General features: G+C 38.4%; 18 protein-coding genes. 6 read left to right on the forward strand and 12 right to left on the reverse strand.

Annotation, left to right across the window (positions count from 1 at the left end; genetic code table 11):
- Positions 1–49: 49 nt before the first annotated feature.
- A complete protein-coding gene (locus tag H4J54_RS12695; protein ID WP_220464201.1) occupies positions 50–2,899 on the forward strand; it encodes a pitrilysin family protein in 2,850 nt (949 codons plus the stop codon).
- A 456-nt stretch (positions 2,900–3,355) separates the two neighbouring features.
- Here the strand turns inward: H4J54_RS12695 and H4J54_RS12700 are convergent, their stop codons facing one another.
- Together H4J54_RS12700 and H4J54_RS12705 are read right to left on the reverse strand one after the other, a co-directional pair.
- Positions 3,356–4,879, reverse strand: a complete 1,524-nt coding sequence (locus H4J54_RS12700) for a S10 family peptidase (protein WP_182191234.1) — start codon at positions 4,877–4,879, stop codon at positions 3,356–3,358.
- Between the two features lie 447 nt (positions 4,880–5,326).
- Positions 5,327–5,905 (reverse strand): HutD family protein, encoded by a 579-nt coding sequence (locus H4J54_RS12705; protein WP_182191235.1) that lies wholly within the window; start codon positions 5,903–5,905, stop codon positions 5,327–5,329.
- 251 nt (positions 5,906–6,156) lie between these two features.
- On the opposite strand from H4J54_RS12705, the gene H4J54_RS12710 reads away from it, so the two are divergent.
- Positions 6,157–6,651, forward strand: coding sequence for an outer membrane beta-barrel protein (locus H4J54_RS12710; RefSeq protein ID WP_182191236.1), 495 nt, complete (start codon positions 6,157–6,159; stop codon positions 6,649–6,651).
- A gap of 174 nt (positions 6,652–6,825) precedes the next feature.
- Here the strand turns inward: H4J54_RS12710 and H4J54_RS12715 are convergent, their stop codons facing one another.
- Both H4J54_RS12715 and H4J54_RS12720 read right to left on the reverse strand, forming a co-directional pair.
- Positions 6,826–7,446: a cytochrome c gene (locus H4J54_RS12715; RefSeq protein WP_182191237.1), complete on the reverse strand. Its 621-nt coding sequence runs from the start codon at positions 7,444–7,446 to the stop codon at positions 6,826–6,828.
- Positions 7,447–7,690: 244 nt separating this feature from the next.
- Positions 7,691–8,923, reverse strand: coding sequence for a cytochrome c (locus H4J54_RS12720; RefSeq protein WP_182191238.1), 1,233 nt, complete (start codon positions 8,921–8,923; stop codon positions 7,691–7,693).
- 196 nt (positions 8,924–9,119) lie between these two features.
- Here H4J54_RS12720 and yihA point away from each other — a divergent pair, with 196 nt between their 5' ends.
- Positions 9,120–9,776: a ribosome biogenesis GTP-binding protein YihA/YsxC gene (gene yihA / locus H4J54_RS12725; protein ID WP_182191239.1), complete on the forward strand. Its 657-nt coding sequence runs from the start codon at positions 9,120–9,122 to the stop codon at positions 9,774–9,776.
- Between the two features lie 306 nt (positions 9,777–10,082).
- On the opposite strand, the gene msrA is transcribed toward yihA, so the two are convergent.
- Both msrA and msrB read right to left on the reverse strand, forming a co-directional pair.
- Positions 10,083–10,580: a peptide-methionine (S)-S-oxide reductase MsrA gene (gene msrA / locus H4J54_RS12730; RefSeq protein WP_182191240.1), complete on the reverse strand. Its 498-nt coding sequence runs from the start codon at positions 10,578–10,580 to the stop codon at positions 10,083–10,085.
- Between the two features lie 3 nt (positions 10,581–10,583).
- The gene (gene msrB, locus H4J54_RS12735) at positions 10,584–11,027 is read right to left on the reverse strand and encodes a peptide-methionine (R)-S-oxide reductase MsrB (RefSeq protein ID WP_182191241.1); all 444 of its coding nucleotides are present in this window, start codon (positions 11,025–11,027) and stop codon (positions 10,584–10,586) included.
- A 290-nt stretch (positions 11,028–11,317) separates the two neighbouring features.
- Here msrB and H4J54_RS12740 point away from each other — a divergent pair, with 290 nt between their 5' ends.
- Positions 11,318–11,779, forward strand: a complete 462-nt coding sequence (locus H4J54_RS12740; protein ID WP_182191242.1) for a nuclear transport factor 2 family protein — start codon at positions 11,318–11,320, stop codon at positions 11,777–11,779.
- A 435-nt stretch (positions 11,780–12,214) separates the two neighbouring features.
- On the opposite strand, the gene H4J54_RS12745 is transcribed toward H4J54_RS12740, so the two are convergent.
- Positions 12,215–12,994: an ABC transporter substrate-binding protein gene (locus H4J54_RS12745; protein WP_182191243.1), complete on the reverse strand. Its 780-nt coding sequence runs from the start codon at positions 12,992–12,994 to the stop codon at positions 12,215–12,217.
- A gap of 656 nt (positions 12,995–13,650) precedes the next feature.
- Between H4J54_RS12745 and H4J54_RS19495 the strand changes: the two genes are divergently transcribed.
- Complete coding sequence (locus tag H4J54_RS19495) at positions 13,651–14,331, forward strand: PEP-CTERM sorting domain-containing protein (protein ID WP_259367021.1); 681 nt, start codon at positions 13,651–13,653, stop codon at positions 14,329–14,331.
- A 484-nt stretch (positions 14,332–14,815) separates the two neighbouring features.
- On the opposite strand, the gene H4J54_RS12755 is transcribed toward H4J54_RS19495, so the two are convergent.
- A complete protein-coding gene (locus H4J54_RS12755; RefSeq protein ID WP_182191244.1) occupies positions 14,816–15,862 on the reverse strand; it encodes a metal-dependent hydrolase in 1,047 nt (348 codons plus the stop codon).
- A gap of 629 nt (positions 15,863–16,491) precedes the next feature.
- Between H4J54_RS12755 and H4J54_RS12760 the strand changes: the two genes are divergently transcribed.
- Entirely contained in the window at positions 16,492–16,698 is a 207-nt protein-coding gene (locus H4J54_RS12760; protein ID WP_182191245.1) for a reverse transcriptase domain-containing protein, read from the forward strand.
- Between the two features lie 221 nt (positions 16,699–16,919).
- On the opposite strand, the gene H4J54_RS19500 is transcribed toward H4J54_RS12760, so the two are convergent.
- The 4 genes from H4J54_RS19500 to H4J54_RS12780 all read right to left on the reverse strand — a co-directional run bounded on the left by H4J54_RS19500 (position 16,920) and on the right by H4J54_RS12780 (position 20,263).
- Positions 16,920–17,552, reverse strand: coding sequence for a PEP-CTERM sorting domain-containing protein (locus H4J54_RS19500; RefSeq protein ID WP_259367020.1), 633 nt, complete (start codon positions 17,550–17,552; stop codon positions 16,920–16,922).
- A 1,014-nt stretch (positions 17,553–18,566) separates the two neighbouring features.
- Positions 18,567–18,797 carry a TIGR02922 family protein gene (locus H4J54_RS12770; RefSeq protein ID WP_182191247.1) on the reverse strand — a complete coding sequence of 77 codons (231 nt, stop codon included), beginning with the start codon at positions 18,795–18,797 and terminating at the stop codon, positions 18,567–18,569.
- A 513-nt stretch (positions 18,798–19,310) separates the two neighbouring features.
- Positions 19,311–20,030: a cytochrome b/b6 domain-containing protein gene (locus tag H4J54_RS12775; RefSeq protein WP_182191249.1), complete on the reverse strand. Its 720-nt coding sequence runs from the start codon at positions 20,028–20,030 to the stop codon at positions 19,311–19,313.
- A gap of 26 nt (positions 20,031–20,056) precedes the next feature.
- The gene (locus H4J54_RS12780) at positions 20,057–20,263 is read right to left on the reverse strand and encodes a DUF3240 family protein (protein ID WP_182191251.1); all 207 of its coding nucleotides are present in this window, start codon (positions 20,261–20,263) and stop codon (positions 20,057–20,059) included.
- Positions 20,264–20,300: the final 37 nt, after the last annotated feature.

The raw sequence follows: 20,300 nt of genomic DNA on the forward strand, positions 1-20,300 counted from the left end.
TATATCCGCTCTACTAAATTTATATCATGATTGAATCGAGGAAAATATTTTGAAGAAATGGACGTTACCGCTGTTACTGACTTGTTTAGTCGCCTGTGAAAATACTGATAAGCTGCAAACCCAAACACCTGATCGCATTGTTGATGGCATCACTTTTGTTGAGCAAGTGCGTACAGCAGCCAAAAAAACGCTGATCCCATATCAAAAATATGTTTTAGACAACGGGTTAACTTTGATTTTGCATCAAGACAGCTCAGACCCTTTGGTTCATGTGGATATGACCTATCACGTTGGCTCTGGCCGAGAAGAAATTGGTAAGTCAGGTTTTGCTCATTTTTTCGAACATATGATGTTTCAAGGTTCAGAAAATGTTGCTGACGACGAGCACTTTAAAATAGTCACTGAATCTGGCGGCACCATGAATGGCACCACCAACAGTGACCGCACGAATTACTTTCAAACCGTGCCAGCGAATCAACTAGAAAAAATGTTGTGGCTTGAAGCTGACCGCATGGGATTTTTAGTGGATGCCGTGACACAAGAGAAATTTGAAATACAACGTGAAACCGTAAAAAACGAACGTGGCCAAAGTTATGAAAATCGTCCTTATGGGCTGTTGCGAGAACGTGTTGCGGAAGCTATGTATCCTGTAGGTCATCCTTATTCATGGCAAACCATAGGTTATATTGACGATTTAAATCGTGTTAATGTTAATGACTTAAAAGCCTTTTTCTTGCGTTGGTATGGCCCTAATAATGCCACATTAACCATAGGCGGTGATCTTAATATTGCTGAAACTTTGGCAATGGTGAGCAAATATTTTGGTACTATTCCTCGTGGTCCAGCAGTAAAAATGCCTGAAAAATCGAGCTTTACACTCGAGGCTGATCGCTATATTTCTATGGAAGACAATGTGCATTTACCTTTAGTGTATATGTCGTATCCAACGGTGAGTGTTAGGCATAAAGACGAAGCCGCACTAGATTTACTCTCGAGTATTTTAGGCGGGGGTAAAACCTCATTACTTTATAAAAACTTAGTTAAAAATCAGTTGGCTGTGCAAGCCTCAGTAAGTCATCCTTGTGCTGAGCTCGCCTGTACTTTTAATATGTTAGCACTTCCGCATCCAGCGTCAGGTAACACTTTGGCAGACATGGAAAAAGTGATTCGTGCTAGTTTGCTTGAATTTGAACGCCGTGGTGTTGAAGATGACGACTTAATCAAAGCAAAAGCCGAAATGGAAGCTAGCTTTGTCTTTGGCTTGCAAAGTGTAGCCGGTAAAGTCAGCCAATTAGCGGCGAATGAAACCTTTAAAGGCAATCCAAATTATATTGAGCAAGACATTGCCCGTTATGCCAAGGTCACCAAAGCTGATGTCATGCGTGTTTATGAAAAATATATCAAAAATAAACATGGCGTGATCATGAGCATAGTACCAACAGGTCAAAAATTATTAGTTGCTGCGCCAGATAATTTCACACCACCAGCACGGGTTATCCCTGAACGTGCGATGACTTCAGATACCGACTTACAAGTGCGTAAAGCTCAAGACAATTTTGACCGTAGTCTTATGCCGGTTGCTGGGGCAAATAAAGCCGTTGAAGTACCCAAAATGTGGCGCGAAACTTTTGCTAATGGTATGAAAATACTGGCAACACAAAGCAGCGAGACACCGACTACCTCAATGTTGATCAAAATCCCTGCAGGTCATTATTATGAAAGTAAAGAAAAGGCCGGCACAGCAGCACTTTTAGCCGCCACGTTAAATGAGTCTACCAGCAAACGTAGCGCCGAAGACATGAGCAAAGCCCTGCAGAAATTGGGTGCTTCGGTTAGTTTCTCAGCGGGTAATGACTATTTAGCGGTCAATATAAACACCTTGACTAAGCATATAGATGCCACGCTTGCCTTAGTTTATGAAAAATTAACCATGCCGGCGTTTTTGCTAAGTGAATTTGAGCGTAATAAAAGTAACGCCATTCAAGGTGCTATTAATGGTAAAAAAGATGCCGGATATTTAGCGTCAAATGCTTATCGCCAGTTACTGCATGGCGATAATATTGCGGCAACTTCTAGTGCGGGTTCAGAAGCCTCATTAGCTAATATCGAATTAGCCGATATTAAAGCGCTTTATCAAGCGCAAGTGCAGCCAAAAGGCAGTGAAATAATATTGGTGTCAGATTTAAACCAAGGCGATATTTTGCAGTCTTTGAGTATCTTCAAAGCATTGACGGGCGCAGGCAAAGAGCTGTTATTAACCTTACCCGACTCAAATGCTAAGCGCGGTGTTATTTATTTAGTAAATAAAGACAATGCTGCGCAGGCTGCTATTCGTATGGGTAAACGTTCACTTACTGAAGATATTACCGGTGAATACTATCGAGCTTACTTAATGAACTTTGCTTTAGGCGGGGCATTTAATAGCCGTATTAATCTAAATTTACGTGAAGATAAGGGCTACACCTACGGTGCGCGTTCGTATTTTTATGGTGATAAATTCTCTGGCACCTTTACCGCAAGCGCAGAGGTGCGGGCTGATGTAACAGACAAGTCGATTGTTGAGTTTGTGAAAGAAATTACACATTATGCGGAGCAAGGGATTAGCGATGAAGAGTTAGCTTTCATGCGTAATGCCATCAACCAAAAAGATGCGTTGAAATATGAAACACCCAGCCGTAAACTCGGATTTTTAGCACAAATTTTAGAGCATGATCTCACGGCTGATTTTGTCAAAGAGCGCAATGACATTGTGGCTAATATCAGTAAAGCAGACATTAACGCTTTAGCGAAAAAGCATTTAGTTTTAAGCGAAATGTTAATGGTGGTAGTGGGTGACGCTAAGACCCTAAAACCTCAGCTTGAGGCCTTAGGTTACCAAGTGATTAATTACGAAATTTAAATTAACGTAATGCTACTCAAGGCTGCCAATGGGTGGCCTTTTTACTTTCTGTAATACTCACGTTTTCCCCTGTAAATTATTTTTTGTTTTTTTACAGGAAGGAAACAATGAAAAGGGATTTAGGGAAGTTTAACAACAAGTTTTCAGCTGTCAGCTATCAGTAAGTTAAAAGAAGTTTTAAACTTGGTTTTGCTGTGTTTTTCCTTCTGTAGTTCTCCTGCTTGTCTCCCTGTGAGATGTTTTTTTACAAAGAGGAAACAATGAGAAGGGATGAGTAGGGCACTTAAGAAATTCAAGGTGGTGAGCTTTGCTTTAATAGTAAGAGTACTTGGTGTTGGTAGTGGTTCGCAGGTAAAAAATTTAGAGATAGGATGGCTTGATAGGCAGAGTTGGCGATAAGGTTGTCAGTGTCTAGGCACTGACAACCTTGATTAACGCAGTAACATACTGGCTAGATTAGCGTTTGCTTGGATATTTTGCTGGTGTGGTTTTATTCGGTAAGGTGGCTTGCATAAACTCCCGAAGATCTTGGTTAGAGGCTTCTAAATCTTGATAACGTAAATACATCATATGGCCACTTTTATAACCCTTAAATGATAATCTGTCTTGCATTTTACCACTTGGGTCAATTTGGGATAAGGTATATTTAGCATCAAAATAGTTGGTGGCACCATCATAGTAACCTGACTGTATCATCACATTTAAATATGGGTTTTGCGCCATCGCTAAACGTAAGTTTTCACCGGTTTTATTGTTGCTTCTATCCCAAGGGTGCACATTACCGAACATATTATATTTAAGGTCGGTTTTATAATTGAGCTCTTCACGTAAATAATAATTTATTGCGGGCGTAAAACTGTGCAACCAAGAGGTTAATTCGGCGTTGTAATCAGGACTGCTACCGGTAACTTTTTCATCAATACCTAAATAGCGAGAATCTAAACGACCCACGGTTTGCTCGCGATTACGCAGTATTTCTTTCCAAAAATAAGACGCTTCAATATCTAAGTTATTACGCAAGACTTCTTGTACCGATAAACCAGAATACCGAGCGACTTGTTCGGCGATGCGCTGTTTTTCATCTTGAGCAATAAAGCCACCTTTGGCGAGTGTGGGCAAGTACTGCTCAAGGGTGAATTTTTCAATTTCAGGTAAAATGTCTAATAGATCTCTACTTTGCAAGTCGTCAGCGAGTGCTTTGTGGTACCAAGCGGTTGCAGCAAAGTAAGGTAAACGATTGGCTGCTTTTACCGGGCCGTCACGTTTAATACCAATATCCGTGGGTGATACCAAAATAACGCCATTAAGGTACATCCACTGGCGCGACTGTAGTTCTAACGCTAAGCCTGCAACACGGGTAGTGCCATAACTTTCGCCAATAAGGTATTTGGGTGACTGCCAACGGTTATGGCGGGTAACAAAGGTGTTAATCCACTCTGCCAAGTATTTAACGTCAGCATTTACGCCAAAGAACATTTTCTTTTGTGCTTCTTTTGATGGCATTTTACCTTCTTCATTCGGTAAAACTCGTGAATAGCCAGTATTGACTGGGTTAACAAAGACAATATCAGCGCTGTCTAAAATGGAGAAGTCATTGGTTTTTACGCCGTATGGCTGTAATGGAAAACCTTCGTTGTCGACATTAAGTACGTTAGGGCCGGTATAAGCGACATGCATCCAAACAGATGCTGAGCCTGGACCACCATTGAATGATATAAGTAACGGCCGAGCGGCTTTGTTTTTTACATTTGCGCGTTGGTAATAGGTATAAAAAAGGCTGGCAGTAGGCTTGCCTTCTTCGTCCCAGACCGGTTGAGTACCGGTCGTGGCGGTGTAATCAAATTTCTTGCCATTCACTTTTGTACTATGAGTACTGGTATTACTTTCATCAATGGCAATTTTGCGTTCAAATTCTGCATTGGCCAAGGGTGATAAGAGTAACAGTAGGCTAGTTAACCTTATAAAATACTTAATGGTCATAATGTTGTCCTTAGGGTTAAGGCGTAATTTTTATTTTGTCTCTTGAGCCTACGTCAGCATAAAGAAAAAGTCATAATTAAAAGTTAGAACGAGTATTTCTAGCGATTAATAACCTTAACGACTGATTAAAACCCGGCGTACTAAAATAGGGTTTGTTTATGTATTTAAATGAGTAAGTCAGTTTAAAAGCTTAATGATCACCTCTAGGTCGGTCTTCATTTTAAAGACGGTTAAATTTCATTTAACTTAATGGACTAAAGTCCACTCTACATTAGACCTACATTAGACCTAGATTGAGTCTGCATTGAACTTACCAAGGGACTATAGATGGTGCTGTGGTTTTAGGTGATTTTTTGTCGGTTGGACTTTAGTCCGTCAACTGTTAATTTGACCGCTTAAAGTCTGCCTTAAGTGGGTAAAGTGTGCACATTGCACTGGCCTAAAAAATCAGGTGCAATGCGTTAGGTAAACAACAATAAGGTGCTCACCGGTTAGGCTAGCGAAGTTGTTGGGTAAGTCGGTTATTTTTACTAAGTGTTGGGCAGGCAAGGTGATGACTTCTTGGCTGTGGTTTAAGGTCAATGTTGCGTCTTTGAATAAGCTATAAATAAAGCACAGGGCGCTTCTTTCAAGTAAATAATTATTTGCACTTTTTTGGCAGTTTACCTTAGTATTAAAGGCCGAAGTTTGGGTGATAACATTAAAGTCGGTTATTTCATTAGTATGTAAGTTGCCAACGGTTTTATTACCACCATCAAAAGTAGCTAGGTCTAATAGCTGGGTTAAACGGTCAATTTTATTATCATTGTGTTGTAAGTTGATGCCGTCTCCGTCAATTAAAATTAGGTTGCGGGTATAGCCAGTAAAATTAGAGAAAACGCCATCTTCAACCACACTTGCCATGCTTAATCGCCAGTCGAACTTGTCTAAGCTGCCGCCTGGGTTGATCGCCATTTCAATGGTTTCCCCCTGACCATTTTTCCATGGTACGGTTTTAAATTGTCTGGGTTGAATAATTTCTATCATTTTGTGTGTCCTGATTAAACCTGCATATTCTGCTCATTGTTTAGATCATAGCGTGAAACTGAACCCAATGTCTTTGGCAAATGATGTTTATTTAGCTCTCCGGCTAAATACATAATTTGTTACTTATTTTTCTGATTTAACCCACACAAAATAATTGCGTAACGAAAGGCACATTGTTAGCATGCGCGTTTTCTTATTTCCATTAATTCACTATTTAAACTCACTATTTAAATTAATAAAAGGATATTATTTTGTTTAAAAAATCTTTAATTGCACTTTCTTTATTGGTATTACCTTTAACGGCTTCGGCTAACTGGTCAGCTGGCGCAGGCTATGCAAACTTATCAGATGATAGCCTTGATTTGGGTGTTGTTTATGGTGCTCTATCTTATGAAGTTGTCGAAGAGGGTAGTAAATTCTCACTAATACCTGAATTGCGCCTTGGTACTGGTATCTCAGATGATAAAATGGATGGCGTTAAACTAGAAGTCGAACGCTTCACAGCACTTTCTGTTCGTGGTCAATACAACTATGACAATGGTTTTTATGCTTACGTTATGCCGTCATATGCCAACTTAGATCTAAAAGCCAGTTTCCGTGGCACGTCTGTCAGCGATGATGAATGGGAATTTGGTTTTGGTGCGGGTGTGGGTAAAAAATTGAACGAAAAAATTAGCGTTGAAGCGTCTTTTGAAAATTACGACGGAACTGATGTGTTATCGGTTGGTTTTAAATACGCGTTTTAAGCGCTTAAATACACTTTATTATTTAAAAGGGCAGCCATAGTGCTGCCCTTTTATGTTCAGAAAGAACGATATGTCACGATCATATGCGAAAGCGTGACTGAATATAAAAAGCAGCGATTAACGCTGCTTTTTATAAATATTAACTTTTAAAAAGCTAATTAAATGGCTTAGGGTTTATTTTAATGATGATGCGTACTGCGACAGTGCAGTAATGTCTTCATCAGTTAAATTTGCAGCAACACCTCGCATCATGCCATTAAGGTCATTATAACGTGAGCCATTACGAAAGGCGTCTAACTGAATTTTTAAGTATTCAGCATTTTGGCCAGCAAGAGCAGGAAAACCAGCATTTGCCATGCCTTTACCATCAACACCATGACAGGCCGCACAGGCGGTAATTTCCATTTCGGCATTACCACCTAAATAAAGTTTTTTACCTTTTGCATTAGCGGTACCGTTGCCATCAGTGACTTTTTGATTAGCATAAAATGCTGAGATATCAGCCATGTCTTGCTCACTAAGTGCCATTGCCATACCACCCATAATGGCGTTTACACGACCTGATTTACCACCTGAGGTCATGCCTAATTTAAATTCAGTCAGTTGCTTAACTAAGTAGTTAGCACTCTGCCCCGCTAACTTAGGGTACATAGGCACAAGACTATTACCGTCAGCACCGTGACAAGCAGCACACATGGCTGCTTTGCCTTTACCTGCTTCGGCATCGCCTTGCGCTGCATTGGCAGTAGTGACTGCACTTAATCCTAATAAAACAGTAATGATAAATTTTTTCATTGATTTAGTCTCTGCTTGTCGTAAACACGATAAAGGGTTTACTTATAAAATTTGCTAAAATGTTGTTTTGGCATTCTACACGAATTTAATGGCTGTGAAATAATGTCATTAAAAAAACTAGCGAATACCAGTACAGTAAATTTTTTTGCTGTACTGGCAGTATAAAATCACGGCAATAAAAAGCAGCGATAAACGCTGCTTATATTGAGATTAAATAGCTGACATTAGCCCATCTTGACTAATATTACTTCATTGACGCCATGTATTTCGCTAACTCATCCATGTCGCTAGCTGAAAGCTTAGAAGCAACACTGCGCATCATGGAGTTGTAATCGTTATAACGCTCACCGTTTTTGAATTGCATTAATTGTGCTTTTAGGTACGCTTCGTTTTGGCCGGCGATAACTGGGAAGCCAGCCTTACCTGAACCTTTACCGTTAACACCGTGACAAGCAACACAAGCGGTGATTTTACGTTTTGCATCGCCACCTAGATAAAGTTTTTTACCAATATTAGAACCTTCCAAATCAGCAACAATAATTTTTTGAGCGGCAAAATAGCTGGCAATCTCTACCATGTCTTGCTCACTTAATGCTGACGCCATAGGCCCCATCACCGCATTTTCACGCGCACCTGATTTAAACTCTTGTAACTGTTTTACAATGTAATCTGCATGTTGTCCTGCAAGTTTCGGGTAGATAGCAACAAGGCTGTTACCATCGGCGCCGTGACATGCAGTACAAGTTGCGGCTTTGGTTTTACCCGCAATCACTTCAGCAGTTACTGGCGCTGATGGCGTTACTCTACGTGAAACCACGTTAGCAACGGCAGCAGTGTCAGCAAAGTAAGCGGCCATGTCAGCAATCTCATTGTTAGTCATGTTACCGGCAAATTGGTTCATGGCGTAGTTAATGCGATCTTTGTTTTTAAAATTCATTAACTGTGTGGCAATGTATTCAGGATGTTGATTGGCCAGGTTCGGATAAATTAATACCTTGCTGTTACCTTCGCTACCATGACAACCAATACATGAGGCAATATTGCGCGAAGGATCGCCTAATTCAAATAGGCTCTTACCCGCTGCAGGGTCAGGTACATAAGCAGTAGGTGCTTTAATTGTCGCTGCGCTTGTACTTGCTTCAGTAGCGCTAGTGTCTTGGCTTGCGCCATTACGCGGTAACGCTGTAAAGTAAGCCGCCAGATCAGCCATATCTTGTTCAGATAAACCTGCTGCCATTGAAGACATTAATGAGTTTTCACGCTCACCTGATTTGAATGCTTTCAGTTGTACGACAATATAATCAGCATGTTGGCCTGCTAAATTAGGAAAGGTATCACTAATGCCAATACCATTTGCACCATGACAGCCTGCACAAGTAGCGGATTTAGCTTTACCTGCATCTGCGTCACCAGTTGCGGCTACAGCAATATTAATACTTAATAAGGTTATAATTAATGAAGTTAAAATATGTCTCATAGGAAAATTCTCAACATGCTTTTGTGTTTTTTATTGAATACATTCAATAAGCCAGAAAAATCGGGGATATCATACACCATTAAGGCTATTGCGCGGCTTGTTTAATGAAAAAAATTGCCTAAATTCTAATACAATTGCATATTTAGTATAAAAAAACGATATAATGCGGTTTTAATTTATATCGTTGGATCTAATCTTGTCATCTACAGCCATTCATCTAAGCAAAGCGACTTTTACCCTTAGCGCACCTGATATCCGTCGTTTACCTGCCGATAGTGGTATTGAAGTGGCATTTGCAGGTCGCTCTAACGCAGGTAAGTCAAGCGCGTTAAATACCCTAACAAATCAAAGAGGCCTTGCACGTACCAGTAAAACACCGGGCAGAACTCAGTTGATTAACATCTTTGAAATTGCTGAAAACAAGCGCCTAGTTGATTTACCTGGCTATGGTTTCGCTAAAGTGCCTATGGAAATGAAGAAAAAGTGGCAAAAAGCTTTAGGCGAATACCTAGAAAAACGCGAATGTTTGAAAGGTTTAGTGATACTGATGGATATCAGACATCCGTTAAAAGACCTTGATATGGACCTAATTCAATGGGCTGTAGACGGAGAATTACCGGTTTTAGCCTTATTAACCAAAAGCGACAAACTCTCTCAAGGCAAAGTCAGTGGGCAAGTACTTGCGGTTAGAAAAGAGCTAGCTACATTAAATGCTGATATTAAAGTGCAGGCATTTTCGTCATTAAAACGTACTGGCTCAGAGCAAGCCGACAAAGTAATTTGCGATTGGTTTCAAGATGAAAATCTGCAAGCCTTAAGTGAATTAGGCGAAGCACCTTTAATAGAAGAATAAAAATCAGAAGAATAAAAATCAGAAGAATAAAATTAGTCAGTTGAGCAATACAGTACTCAACTGATTATATTGACATAACAATCTAATAAGTAACGCTGTACAGTAAGTAAGCTCAGTTTTCTTATTTCAGACAAAAACTAAGTACCGACCTCCTTGTCAGCAATGTCATTACCATATGGATCTGAAAAAGTGATCATGTACAGGCGCTCTTAGCCATTTATGGCTCCGACACCACGACATCAGTGCTCGCCTATCAGTTGAAATAAACCACTCTTATACAAAGCCTTTTAGGCCAGTTACCTAGCCTTATTGTTCAGGTAGCACCCAATCAGGTCTTGGAAAATGGCAAGTGTAGCCATTGGGCATCCGCTGTAAATAGTCTTGATGTTCTACCTCGGCTTGCCAAAAATCACCAACGGGCTCAACTTCAGTAACCACTTTACCCGGCCATAAGCCTGAGGCATCAACATCAGCAATGGTTTTTTCCGCCATGGCTTTTTGCGCTGCGCAAGTGTAATAAATTGCCGAACGATAGCCAGTGCCTAAATCATTGCCCTGCCTATTTTCTGTAGTAGGATCATGTATTTGAAAAAATAATTCTAAAATTTTTCGATACCCAATCACAGTATTGTCAAAGTAGATCTCAAGGCCTTCTGCATGAGTACCGTGGTTTCGATAAGTCGCATTTTTAACATCGCCACCGGTATAACCGGCAGAGGTTTTTGTTATGCCGGGTAATTTGCGAATTAAATCTTGCATACCCCAAAAGCAACCGCCGGCTAATACGGCTCGTTCAATGGTCATATTCTATCCTTCTACTTGGGCTAAATAGGCTTCATAACCTTCAGCGGTCATATCGTCACGGTGAATAAACTTCAGTGAAGCTGAGTTAATGCAATATCGTAAGCCACCTTGTGCTGTCGGACCGTCAGTAAATACATGGCCTAAATGACTATCACCGTGTGCTGAGCGGACTTCTGTGCGCACCATGCCATGATTTTCATCACTAAGTTCACTGACATTTTTGCTTTCAATGGGCTTAGTAAAACTAGGCCAGCCACAACCTGCGTCAAACTTATCAGCTGAAGCAAACAAAGGCTCACCTGAAACCACATCAACATAAATACCCGGTGAGGTATTTTCCAATAACTCGCCAGTCCAAGGCTGTTCAGTACCGCTTTCTTGTGTAACACGATATTGCTCAGCGGATAACGCAGCAATAGCATCGCTTGATTTGGTATATTGTGACATAAGATCTCCTTAGTGGTTTGATGGCGATTAATGATTTATTGCAGCAATAAATTAATGAAATATAACTCTGCTCATTACTACTACTTAACAATAGACCGGAAATGTCATGATTAATTCACCATAGTATTGAAACTATATTGAGCAAAAATTCGATATAACAAGGCTTACCTAAGGTAAACCAGCGGACTAATGTAAACCTGCTATATTTAGGGGCGATAATCGTAAATTCGAGTTTACTGAGAAGTGCGTTGTTTAGTCGACCTTGTCGAAATATTAACAAGGAAGATAAGATGAACTTCAAATTAACCATAGCACTAATCGTCACGGTTACCGCTTTTAGCAGCTATGCTGAACGTTGGAATGAACAGCAAACACAAGTATGGCATATAGTGTTAGCTTCATATGCAGATATCGAAAAACGCGATAATAATTGGACAGATAAATGGGTAACCGAAGACGCCATGGTGTGGGGGAATAGTACCCCAATGCCTCGTGACCGAAGTGCAGTAAAACGATGGGAAAAATTCAGTTTTGAAGATGGCTCAACTAACAATGTTGCTGAATATAGCCCAACAGCCATTGTTGTACATGGTGATACCGCTGTTGCACATTATTACTATTCTAATGGCACTACGGCTAAAAAAGGAGAGCAAAAGGTTACTCATGGCCGTTGTAGTGATGTGTTCGTCAAAGATGATAACGCGTGGAAATTTGTCGCTTGGCATTGTGCTGATGAAGCGAAAAAATATTAATTAACTCTGTTTGAGATTCATTCCTAGCTGATGTTGAGCTAGGTTTTTTTTGTTAATTTTTCAGGGTGAGAACAAAAGCTAAATTTTAGACATAAAAAAACCGATGACCAAAGGGGTCATCGGTATGTAAGCTTGGGGAAGCTAGAATTCAAAATTAATACAACAGGTTCAAACGAGAACAAGGTTATTATAGAGCAACAACTCTACAAAAGTAAAGCCTTTACTCTAAAATAGTTTATTTAGATTACAAAAAAGACGATTTTAGCTGTGAGGAGGTGTCATAAATAATGAGAATTGTGGCAATAAATGAGAATTTAGATACTTGTGTGAGTACGCATAATACTTGAGTAAAGGGCAGGTTTAAGCTCATTACTGTCGGTCATATTCGATTTTTTAATCGTCAACTATAAACGGGCAACGGACATTTATAGTCATTTAAATTTTTTTTTGCCAATCAGATACACCATATTTTTCTAAAATAGTGCTCAAAATCCCCTTATGGCGAATTAAGGTAAGTCCATCATCAATACTATTAATGACTTCAGGAAGAATTGTTGGAGAGTAACCTAAAAATAAAGGTACAAAACCACCTTCACTACGAGCATATATTAGATCAACAATATTATTTTTATTCATTTCATATTGAATATTATATCTAGAATCAAGAAGAGCCGAAATACGTCCTTTTTGTAACATCTCAATATTTTTCGTTAAAGGAGAATCGCCAGTAGCTTGAAAAATATGATCAGCATATTTAAACTTTAGACTGTTAATGTATGGACCATAGTCATACCCTTTAATTATCCCTAAAGTTTTACCTGAATTTAAAAAAGCGTCTAAATCATTAAGTTTATTAGGCGACCAATCAACCTTTCTACTGATGTAAAAGTCATTTTGCCAACCACCAAAATACTGGTGACTACTTTGTAATTTGTGATCTGTAATGTGAGATTTTGTTACAGCTAATACAATATCTATTTCAGATTTACTAGCCATTATAAGAGAACGTGATAGAGAAATGATTTCAATATTAACCGTCATTTTTTTTGCTTTGGCTATTTCATTTAAAGCCTCAACTAAAATCCCTGGCGCTTTCTTATTATCACAGATATAGGGGCACCAAATGTCAGAAGCTATATTTAACGTCTCAGCTCGAATATTGGCATTTGAAATTAATAACAAAAAAAGTAAGTTGTAAATTTTTTTATCTAACATTTATTGACTACTCCCTTTATAAGATGGTTCAGCACTATAGCAACAGCGAAAATAATGTTATGAACAGGTAAAGTATATATTTCAACAAAGTATCAAAACTTACCCATATGGAGTGAGTAAAGCTATACCTTATTTTAATCAAAAACCAAGCATCAGTAAAGAGCGGACTACAGGGGGTTGCCTTCACCCATTAAGTTCACTTTGTGCGCTTCAATGTCATTAACTTAAGGATTTAACACATACGTTTATAATTCATTGGGTACTTATTTGTCTTGTTTCTCCGGTCTTGTCTAAAAAATTTACGATTAGGTCTAATAACACTTAAATTCTTTGATATTTTACTTATTAGCAGTTCGTATAACTCAAGCTCAGCTAGCTTCATAATGAACCTGACAACATTATCCTTTAGCTGATTTATCGCAAAGGTGAAATTGATTTTATATTGATAAAACCAATAATTTAATGATTTTATTGTGTCAGGTTATTTTACAGTTAAGATATCTATGTTGGGATTGTGTTTTTTATCATATTGAAATACTTAGGTATTATAAATTTGGCATACTTTATGCTTTGCATTGAGTATCACAAAGTGATGACGCTTCACTTTTAGCATTTACCTTCGAATACTATTGTGAAGGGATTAGAAGGAATATCAAATGAAAAATAATAATACACTGATTAGCAAAGCAGCTAAAACACTTATTAAACTATGTACTGTGAGTCTTTTTGCCCTAGCGACGACTGGCGCTCACGCTGGTCTTATCGCTGATATTGCTATTGAATCAAATACTGGCTGGAATACAAATGGCTGGTATAACCCTGTTGGTGGTTTCTTTACGCAGGATTTAGGTCCTTTAACTGAGGGAGGTCGATCTACTCATTCAAATGGAAGCATCACCTCACATAATGATGTATCTCAAGGCGCTCATACACTGCAAGTGGGAACGTATACCATCAGTTTTGCTGCGGGTAACTTCAATAATGCGCAATTCCCATTAATGGAAATTGTTTTTGCTGGCATGAATATCGAGGAAGCAGCGTCTTCGTCTGCACTAACTCCTGGCAGTGGTCACTGGGAGCTTTGGTCATTCACTTGGGACGTTGCCGCCAATAATGTAAATATTGGAAACATGCTTAGCTTCTATAATTACGCCACCAATGGTACTGGTAATGCTTCTTTAGACGGTGTGGGTGCCATGAGCGATTTAGGAAACGGCTTTTTAGTCGATTATAGTGATGGTGCTGGTATCAATGCAGTACCAGAGCCTACAACACTCGCTATTTTCGCATTAGGAATGATTGGCTTAGCATCACGTCGATTTAAGAAACAATCTTAATAATTTAAAATTAAGTATTTAAGAATACATCAATTGTAAGGATTGGTGTTTTTTGTTTCTACTGATTGAATCAGCTAAACGTCTGCTTACCCCCCCCCCCCACAGTGCTTATTCTTTAAGGTTATTTGACCCATTTCTTACTTCTGCTCTGTGGCATAAGTGACGGTAAAACCCAATCTCCAATCAGTTTAGTTTTAGCACTAATATTTGTTGCTGCTAATGTCCCCTTGATGCGCTAAAGCGGAAATAAACAGGCTGAAGTGTCAGGATTTTTTACAGTCCGCAAAGTGGCAGTCGTCAGCCTTAGCAACCATGCTAAAAGGGTCAGCAATTAGTGGGAATAAGTTATCGGTTAATCTCGATGCTAATGTCGGGCTTGTCTGATTAAACGACAAAAAAATTAATAGCTTACAATGCTGTCCGCTGACTCGAACGGGCACATGCACTACTTAACATGCCGGTCTTGTTAAGCGTCGCTATCCAATCAACTTTCCCTATTAACACACACACCGCTTTTTTTAAGCGGAGCCAATGAAACTGAAGCATCCCAAATTCTATCCCAAACACTGGCAAGCATACTTAAATCAGGCCTATCGCTCACCTTCTCAACATGGCTTTTAACAATCCCAGCGCTAGTTTGCTCGCCGAGAATAAAATTGAACACATAACGGCACTCCGCACCCATACGTAAATCAGATAAAACAATATTCTGTTCTACTGCTTTGACTGAATAAAAGCCTTTAGTAAACCATTGAAGCCTCTGTACATTCCATTCATCTTTGATATTAGTCAGTAGAACATCTGAAGAATGATAGGCATCTAAACTCACATCTGACGCTGAGTCAAATACAGAGAGATAACCCTCGTAATATTGACCGTCTGACATGACCAATACCCGCCAAAGTAAGGTGGAAAAAGGCGCAGGTGCACTCAAATAATGATCGACTTTTATCTGCCTATCGTTCAGCGCTATGGTTACTTTTTTGTCGATATAAAATTTTGCGGTTAAAGACCAACAAATATAAAAGCAGCTTATGGCTAATGCAAAATGATTAATTTTTGCGACCTTTGCGGGCTTAATTTTGGGCAGAAAAATCACAACAAAGGCAAACAATAGCGGCAAGGTATACATGGGATCAATAATAAACAAGTTAGAGACGGCAAAGGGATACTCAGTGATAGGCCACAACAATTGTGTACCATAAACCGTGAAACTATCTAAAATCGCATGGGTAGATAAACAAAGGAATACCAGCCAAAACCAGTGTGTCTTATAAATTGCTGTAGCTTGATGACATTTGATGAGTAGCCAGACAATAAAAGGACTGATTAACAAGTGTATTAATAGCGAGTGGCTAAATCCTCGATGGTAAGTAAAAGCCTCTACTTCACCACTGTATGGCAGGAACACATCTAAATCAGGCAAAGTCCCTAAAATAGCACCATAAATAGCGGCTTTGTGGCCAATTTTGTTGCCTAATACCGCATAGCCCACCGCGCCGCCCAAGACAGCTTGTGTTAATGAATCCATAATGACCTTGTTAATTTAACCATGATTAACCTTATACTACGCCTTAACCCTCAATGCTAGATCAGTTAAGACTGCCACTTGCTATGTTATGAGCGATAAGCTATCTCTAGAGGTTCACTCAAGCTTTGAGCTAGCGACCTGTTTTTCGACAACCTCAAAAAATAGGTTTTTTTTCTTGTTCAAGCAATAGGATTTGATTAGTCGGATTAAATGACAAAAAATTAATAGCTGATAACTGTCTTGAAAAACACCAAGAGTACAATGTGCTTATTACCCTTGCAGGCTGAATATCAGAAATTATAACTGAAAGGTAATTGTCGAAAACAAGTTAATATGTCTACTTCATTGATAGATATTGAGTTCACTGACTTTGTCAATTTGATTAACCATGGCATATACAACAAGGTTCGATAGCATTTAAGTTTACGAGTCTGTAGTAGCTCAAACTTATTGTACCTAACTTGTCGACTTATATTAAAGATAAAATAGTGTTAAATCTACTGACACAACCCCTTAAACTAAGTGTTGAGTTGGGTGGTTTGTTCAGAGATATAACACAAGATATTTGATCAACTTGTCAGTTAAGCCCTATCATAGCGAGTTTTTATCTTTATGAATGAGATAAAGAAATGGCAGGTAAACCCGTTCATTATAAGCGTTACATGGATGATATTATTGTGTTATCACCATCAAGGTGGAAATTACGTCAAGCGGTTAAAATGGTAAATCAAGATGTTGAGAAACTAAAGTTAAAACAACACCTTGATAAAATTGATATAGGTAGAATTAAAAATGGTTTTGATTTTTTAGGCTATCAGTTTGGAGAGAAAAATTAACCGTTTCAAAACGAAGATTAGAAAACCAGATTCCTCGATTAACACCGCTTTATGAGCGGCACAAAAACTGCTCCTGCGTGTTTGGCATTCCCACCATCCTGGCGATCAAAAAAGCATCAAGCTAATTGGAGATGCTTCTTGATGATTATCGACAACATTGGGTTACATGGTTTTATGCAGGCATACCCTCGTCGATAATTAATGTTGATAACCAATCTATATTAAGATTTTTTCTTAAATCGACGTGCTGCTAAACCCATCATTCCTAGTGCAAAAATAGCAAGTGTAGATGGTTCGGGTACGATGAAAAAATTCATGCTTGCTACTTTTTTTTCTTTTTTTAACATTAATCCAGCGAACTTAGATTTATTTTCGTTCGTTAAATTTTTGCCCCATAATTCGAAGTAAGGGGCTGTATCAGGGTGCTCATAATCCCCTGATGATAACCCTGCGTGTAACGCTTTGTTTGAACGTGATGAATCAAACATATCGGCAAATGCGAAAAAAGTATGGTCGCTGCTTCCGCTTGCAGATGTGTAAGCACTCCACCCATCTTGGTTATGCATATACCCACCAGAAGACAGCCCCTTATATAAACTTACTGATTCATAAAATTCTCTGTAAGATGCAACATGGTAACCGTCGTGTACCTCATATGTGTCTGTCGTTGAAAAATCCACATCTTGAGCAACCGCGAAATAGAACGAATCGTCAAACTGGGACTGTGTTAAACCCTTGCTACTGCTACCTGCTAGGTCAAACCAATCCTCTAATGCTATTACCTCAGCTTTCACACCTATACTCGTTATGAAAATGGTACATATAATAATCGTTTTTAGTAATGTTTTTATCATTAGTAGTTCCTTAATGCTGTAACTACGATGCTACGGCTTCTGTTATAATGTATATACTTTCTTACAGCAAAATTTATACCAGAAATTAAATATATAATGATTACAATAAAATACACTGCGCGCTAATGTGAACATCTCAAAAAGTGTAAAAAATCCTGACATAGTATTACCCGTAAATAAACAATTTAGTAATTAACCTGTAATCGGATAGTTTGTCACGCCACCCATTGAAAAAGTTCGAGAGTACACTTTGATTATAAAGGACAAGTCGACTGTTCTATTTTAATCAGACTAGATAATTAAATTGGATAAGTGCCTACTAAATGCGCTCATATCAGCTGCCTGAAAAATCTGTAATTTTTAATGAGACAAATTTAATTCATTTAATGGCAACTCAAGGCTCAAAGTTGACATCAAGTGAGAAAGGTCAACTATCTCGGTAACATTGAAAAACCGAACGAGTTCAGCCTGAATGGAATCATTGAGAGCATTTAATATAAAACCCATAAAACAAGGAAAAGTAAGGGGGGCGATTTCGAGTGAAATTGGTAGGTTTTTTGCGGTAATGTTCTAAAAACTCAGTTGAATGAATTAAATACCGAACAGCTTATTGGTGATTTCTCTATATTTTTAATTCATAGGCAGGTTTTCAACCAGCTAACCTATTGTAAATGCGTCAAGTAAACTTAAGCTCATGACATTGATGCGTACTTTTTTGACAAAAATTATACACAAACTCTTTTTATTAATTCGGCTCATTATAAGGTCAGCAATATGGCCTTTAGCTGACTGTAAAAGATCCTGACACTTGAAATAGTTTATGTCTCGAATGTGCACAAAATTAGCATTAGCAGTTTTATGATGAACTCACATGGCTTTTCCGACTGTTAGTCTTGAGCAAAATCTATAACGTCAAAGTGATAGTTCAAGTTTGAGCTAATATAAAGAATGAAAGCAGGCATAGTCTGATTATTAAAAATTCAATATGGCTTAGCTGTCCATAAAGCTTAAAGACTACAAGTCCTCATCTTCAATTCCAAGTGATATAATTCTATCACCGATTTTGTTTATGATAGTTATCTCACCAAGACAAACAGCTAATATAGACTTATTCTGTCTGAACTCCTGCGGGATAATAACCCGGCCAAATTTATTTTTAGGATAGCTTTTAATTTCATGCTTTAATTCTAAACTGTCCTCTTGGTAATAAATAATAGTGACGGTAGTTAAATTTTTAGTCTCCAATTTGAGCTCCTTTAAAGTAATTACTAGTGGCTAAGATGCTAGAACTATCATCTATTAAACGTATGTTGTCCAACTATATTAAGATAGTAGCGCTTTGATGTTCTGTTAAAATCGAATCAATAAATCTAGTTAGGCGCAGAAAGTGAAACTGCTGTAGTATTTATCTGAGCGGACTATTAGCGTGATGTCGCCTTTACTCAGTACTCTTCTGGCCTAAGCGCTATTTTTTATTAACATCTCTCATCTAGCATTCATATGGTTAGGTCAATATGAGCTTTATTTAGCCTGTTTGTTGAGGAGTTCATCGGCTTGTTAATGTTAATGGTGCCATTTTTATAAGGTGTATTTCTACCCTCTATTTTTCACGCTCGATTGTCACTTTCTATATTGGTGATGTGGATGCAAACTTTTTAATTTAAACAGCCGATCAACACCACCTGCTAAGGTGGTGTTTAGGATTGTTATCAGTATTTTTTGTCTTTAATTATCTTTTGTTGAAATAAGAATTAAGCTTTAATGCTCATCAGTCTTATTATTTGGTAGGTATTTATAACCATTGATCATGGCAGAAACAAGGGCGCTTTTTTCCCGTCTTTCAGCGATAATTACCCCAATAATATGCAGTGGAATAAACAATAATAGACAGTAAAAAGCATATACATGAGCGGTAATAAAAGGTTCTCGAAAATCTCTCATCACTTGATAAGCCGCTGCATCAACGTTTTCTTTTGAATAAGGTGCTATCGCCGCTATATTGTCTTTATTGATGGCAATACTTTCAGCAAAATATTGACCAAAGGGGGGGTAGTAAATGTCGGTACCGGCGATAACCAGACCTGAAATCATTTGTACTGTCATAACGGATAACAGTGCTAGTACCATCAACTTACCTGCAGGGCTATGGCCTTTGTAAGCTACCTTTTTACCTTGTGTGAATGCAACTAATTCAGCTTTGAAGCCTTTTTTAAAAGGTAATATTTTATGCCACCGCTCATAACCTTTACCGACAAAAGCTATGATTAATCGAAAAATCAAGTTACTAGCAAAAACATATCCCACCAACACATGTATGGTTTTTAATAACACTTTACCTTCGGTACTAAGGCCAAATGCTTTTCCGTTTAATATCACTGTGCCAATCGCAATGAGTAATAAAATTGCGATGACATTTATCCAATGAAAAAGCCTTACTTTACGACTCCATACGAAAACTTGTTGCCTATTAATATTCATATTATTTCTCTTTTATTGCTGTGGCGTTAAAAATAGCCAGATTGTAAAACAGGGGTGACCCAGTATTTTAACTTGGCGGGTTGGCAAATTGGCTTAAGTATAGCCTTAAGTTTTTCTAGGTCTTTAAAAAATAGCAGGACTTCAAATTGAGAAAGTGCTCGATAGCCTTCAACACTAGCAATAGTTTCACCAGATTTGTAGCTTACCTCGCCAATTAAATTTTGGCCTACCATAAGGTTTGCTTTTTTAATGGTGGCAAATTTTAGCTCA

It is taken from the genome of Colwellia sp. MB3u-8 (assembly GCF_014076985.1).
Lineage (GTDB): Bacteria > Pseudomonadota > Gammaproteobacteria > Enterobacterales > Alteromonadaceae > Cognaticolwellia.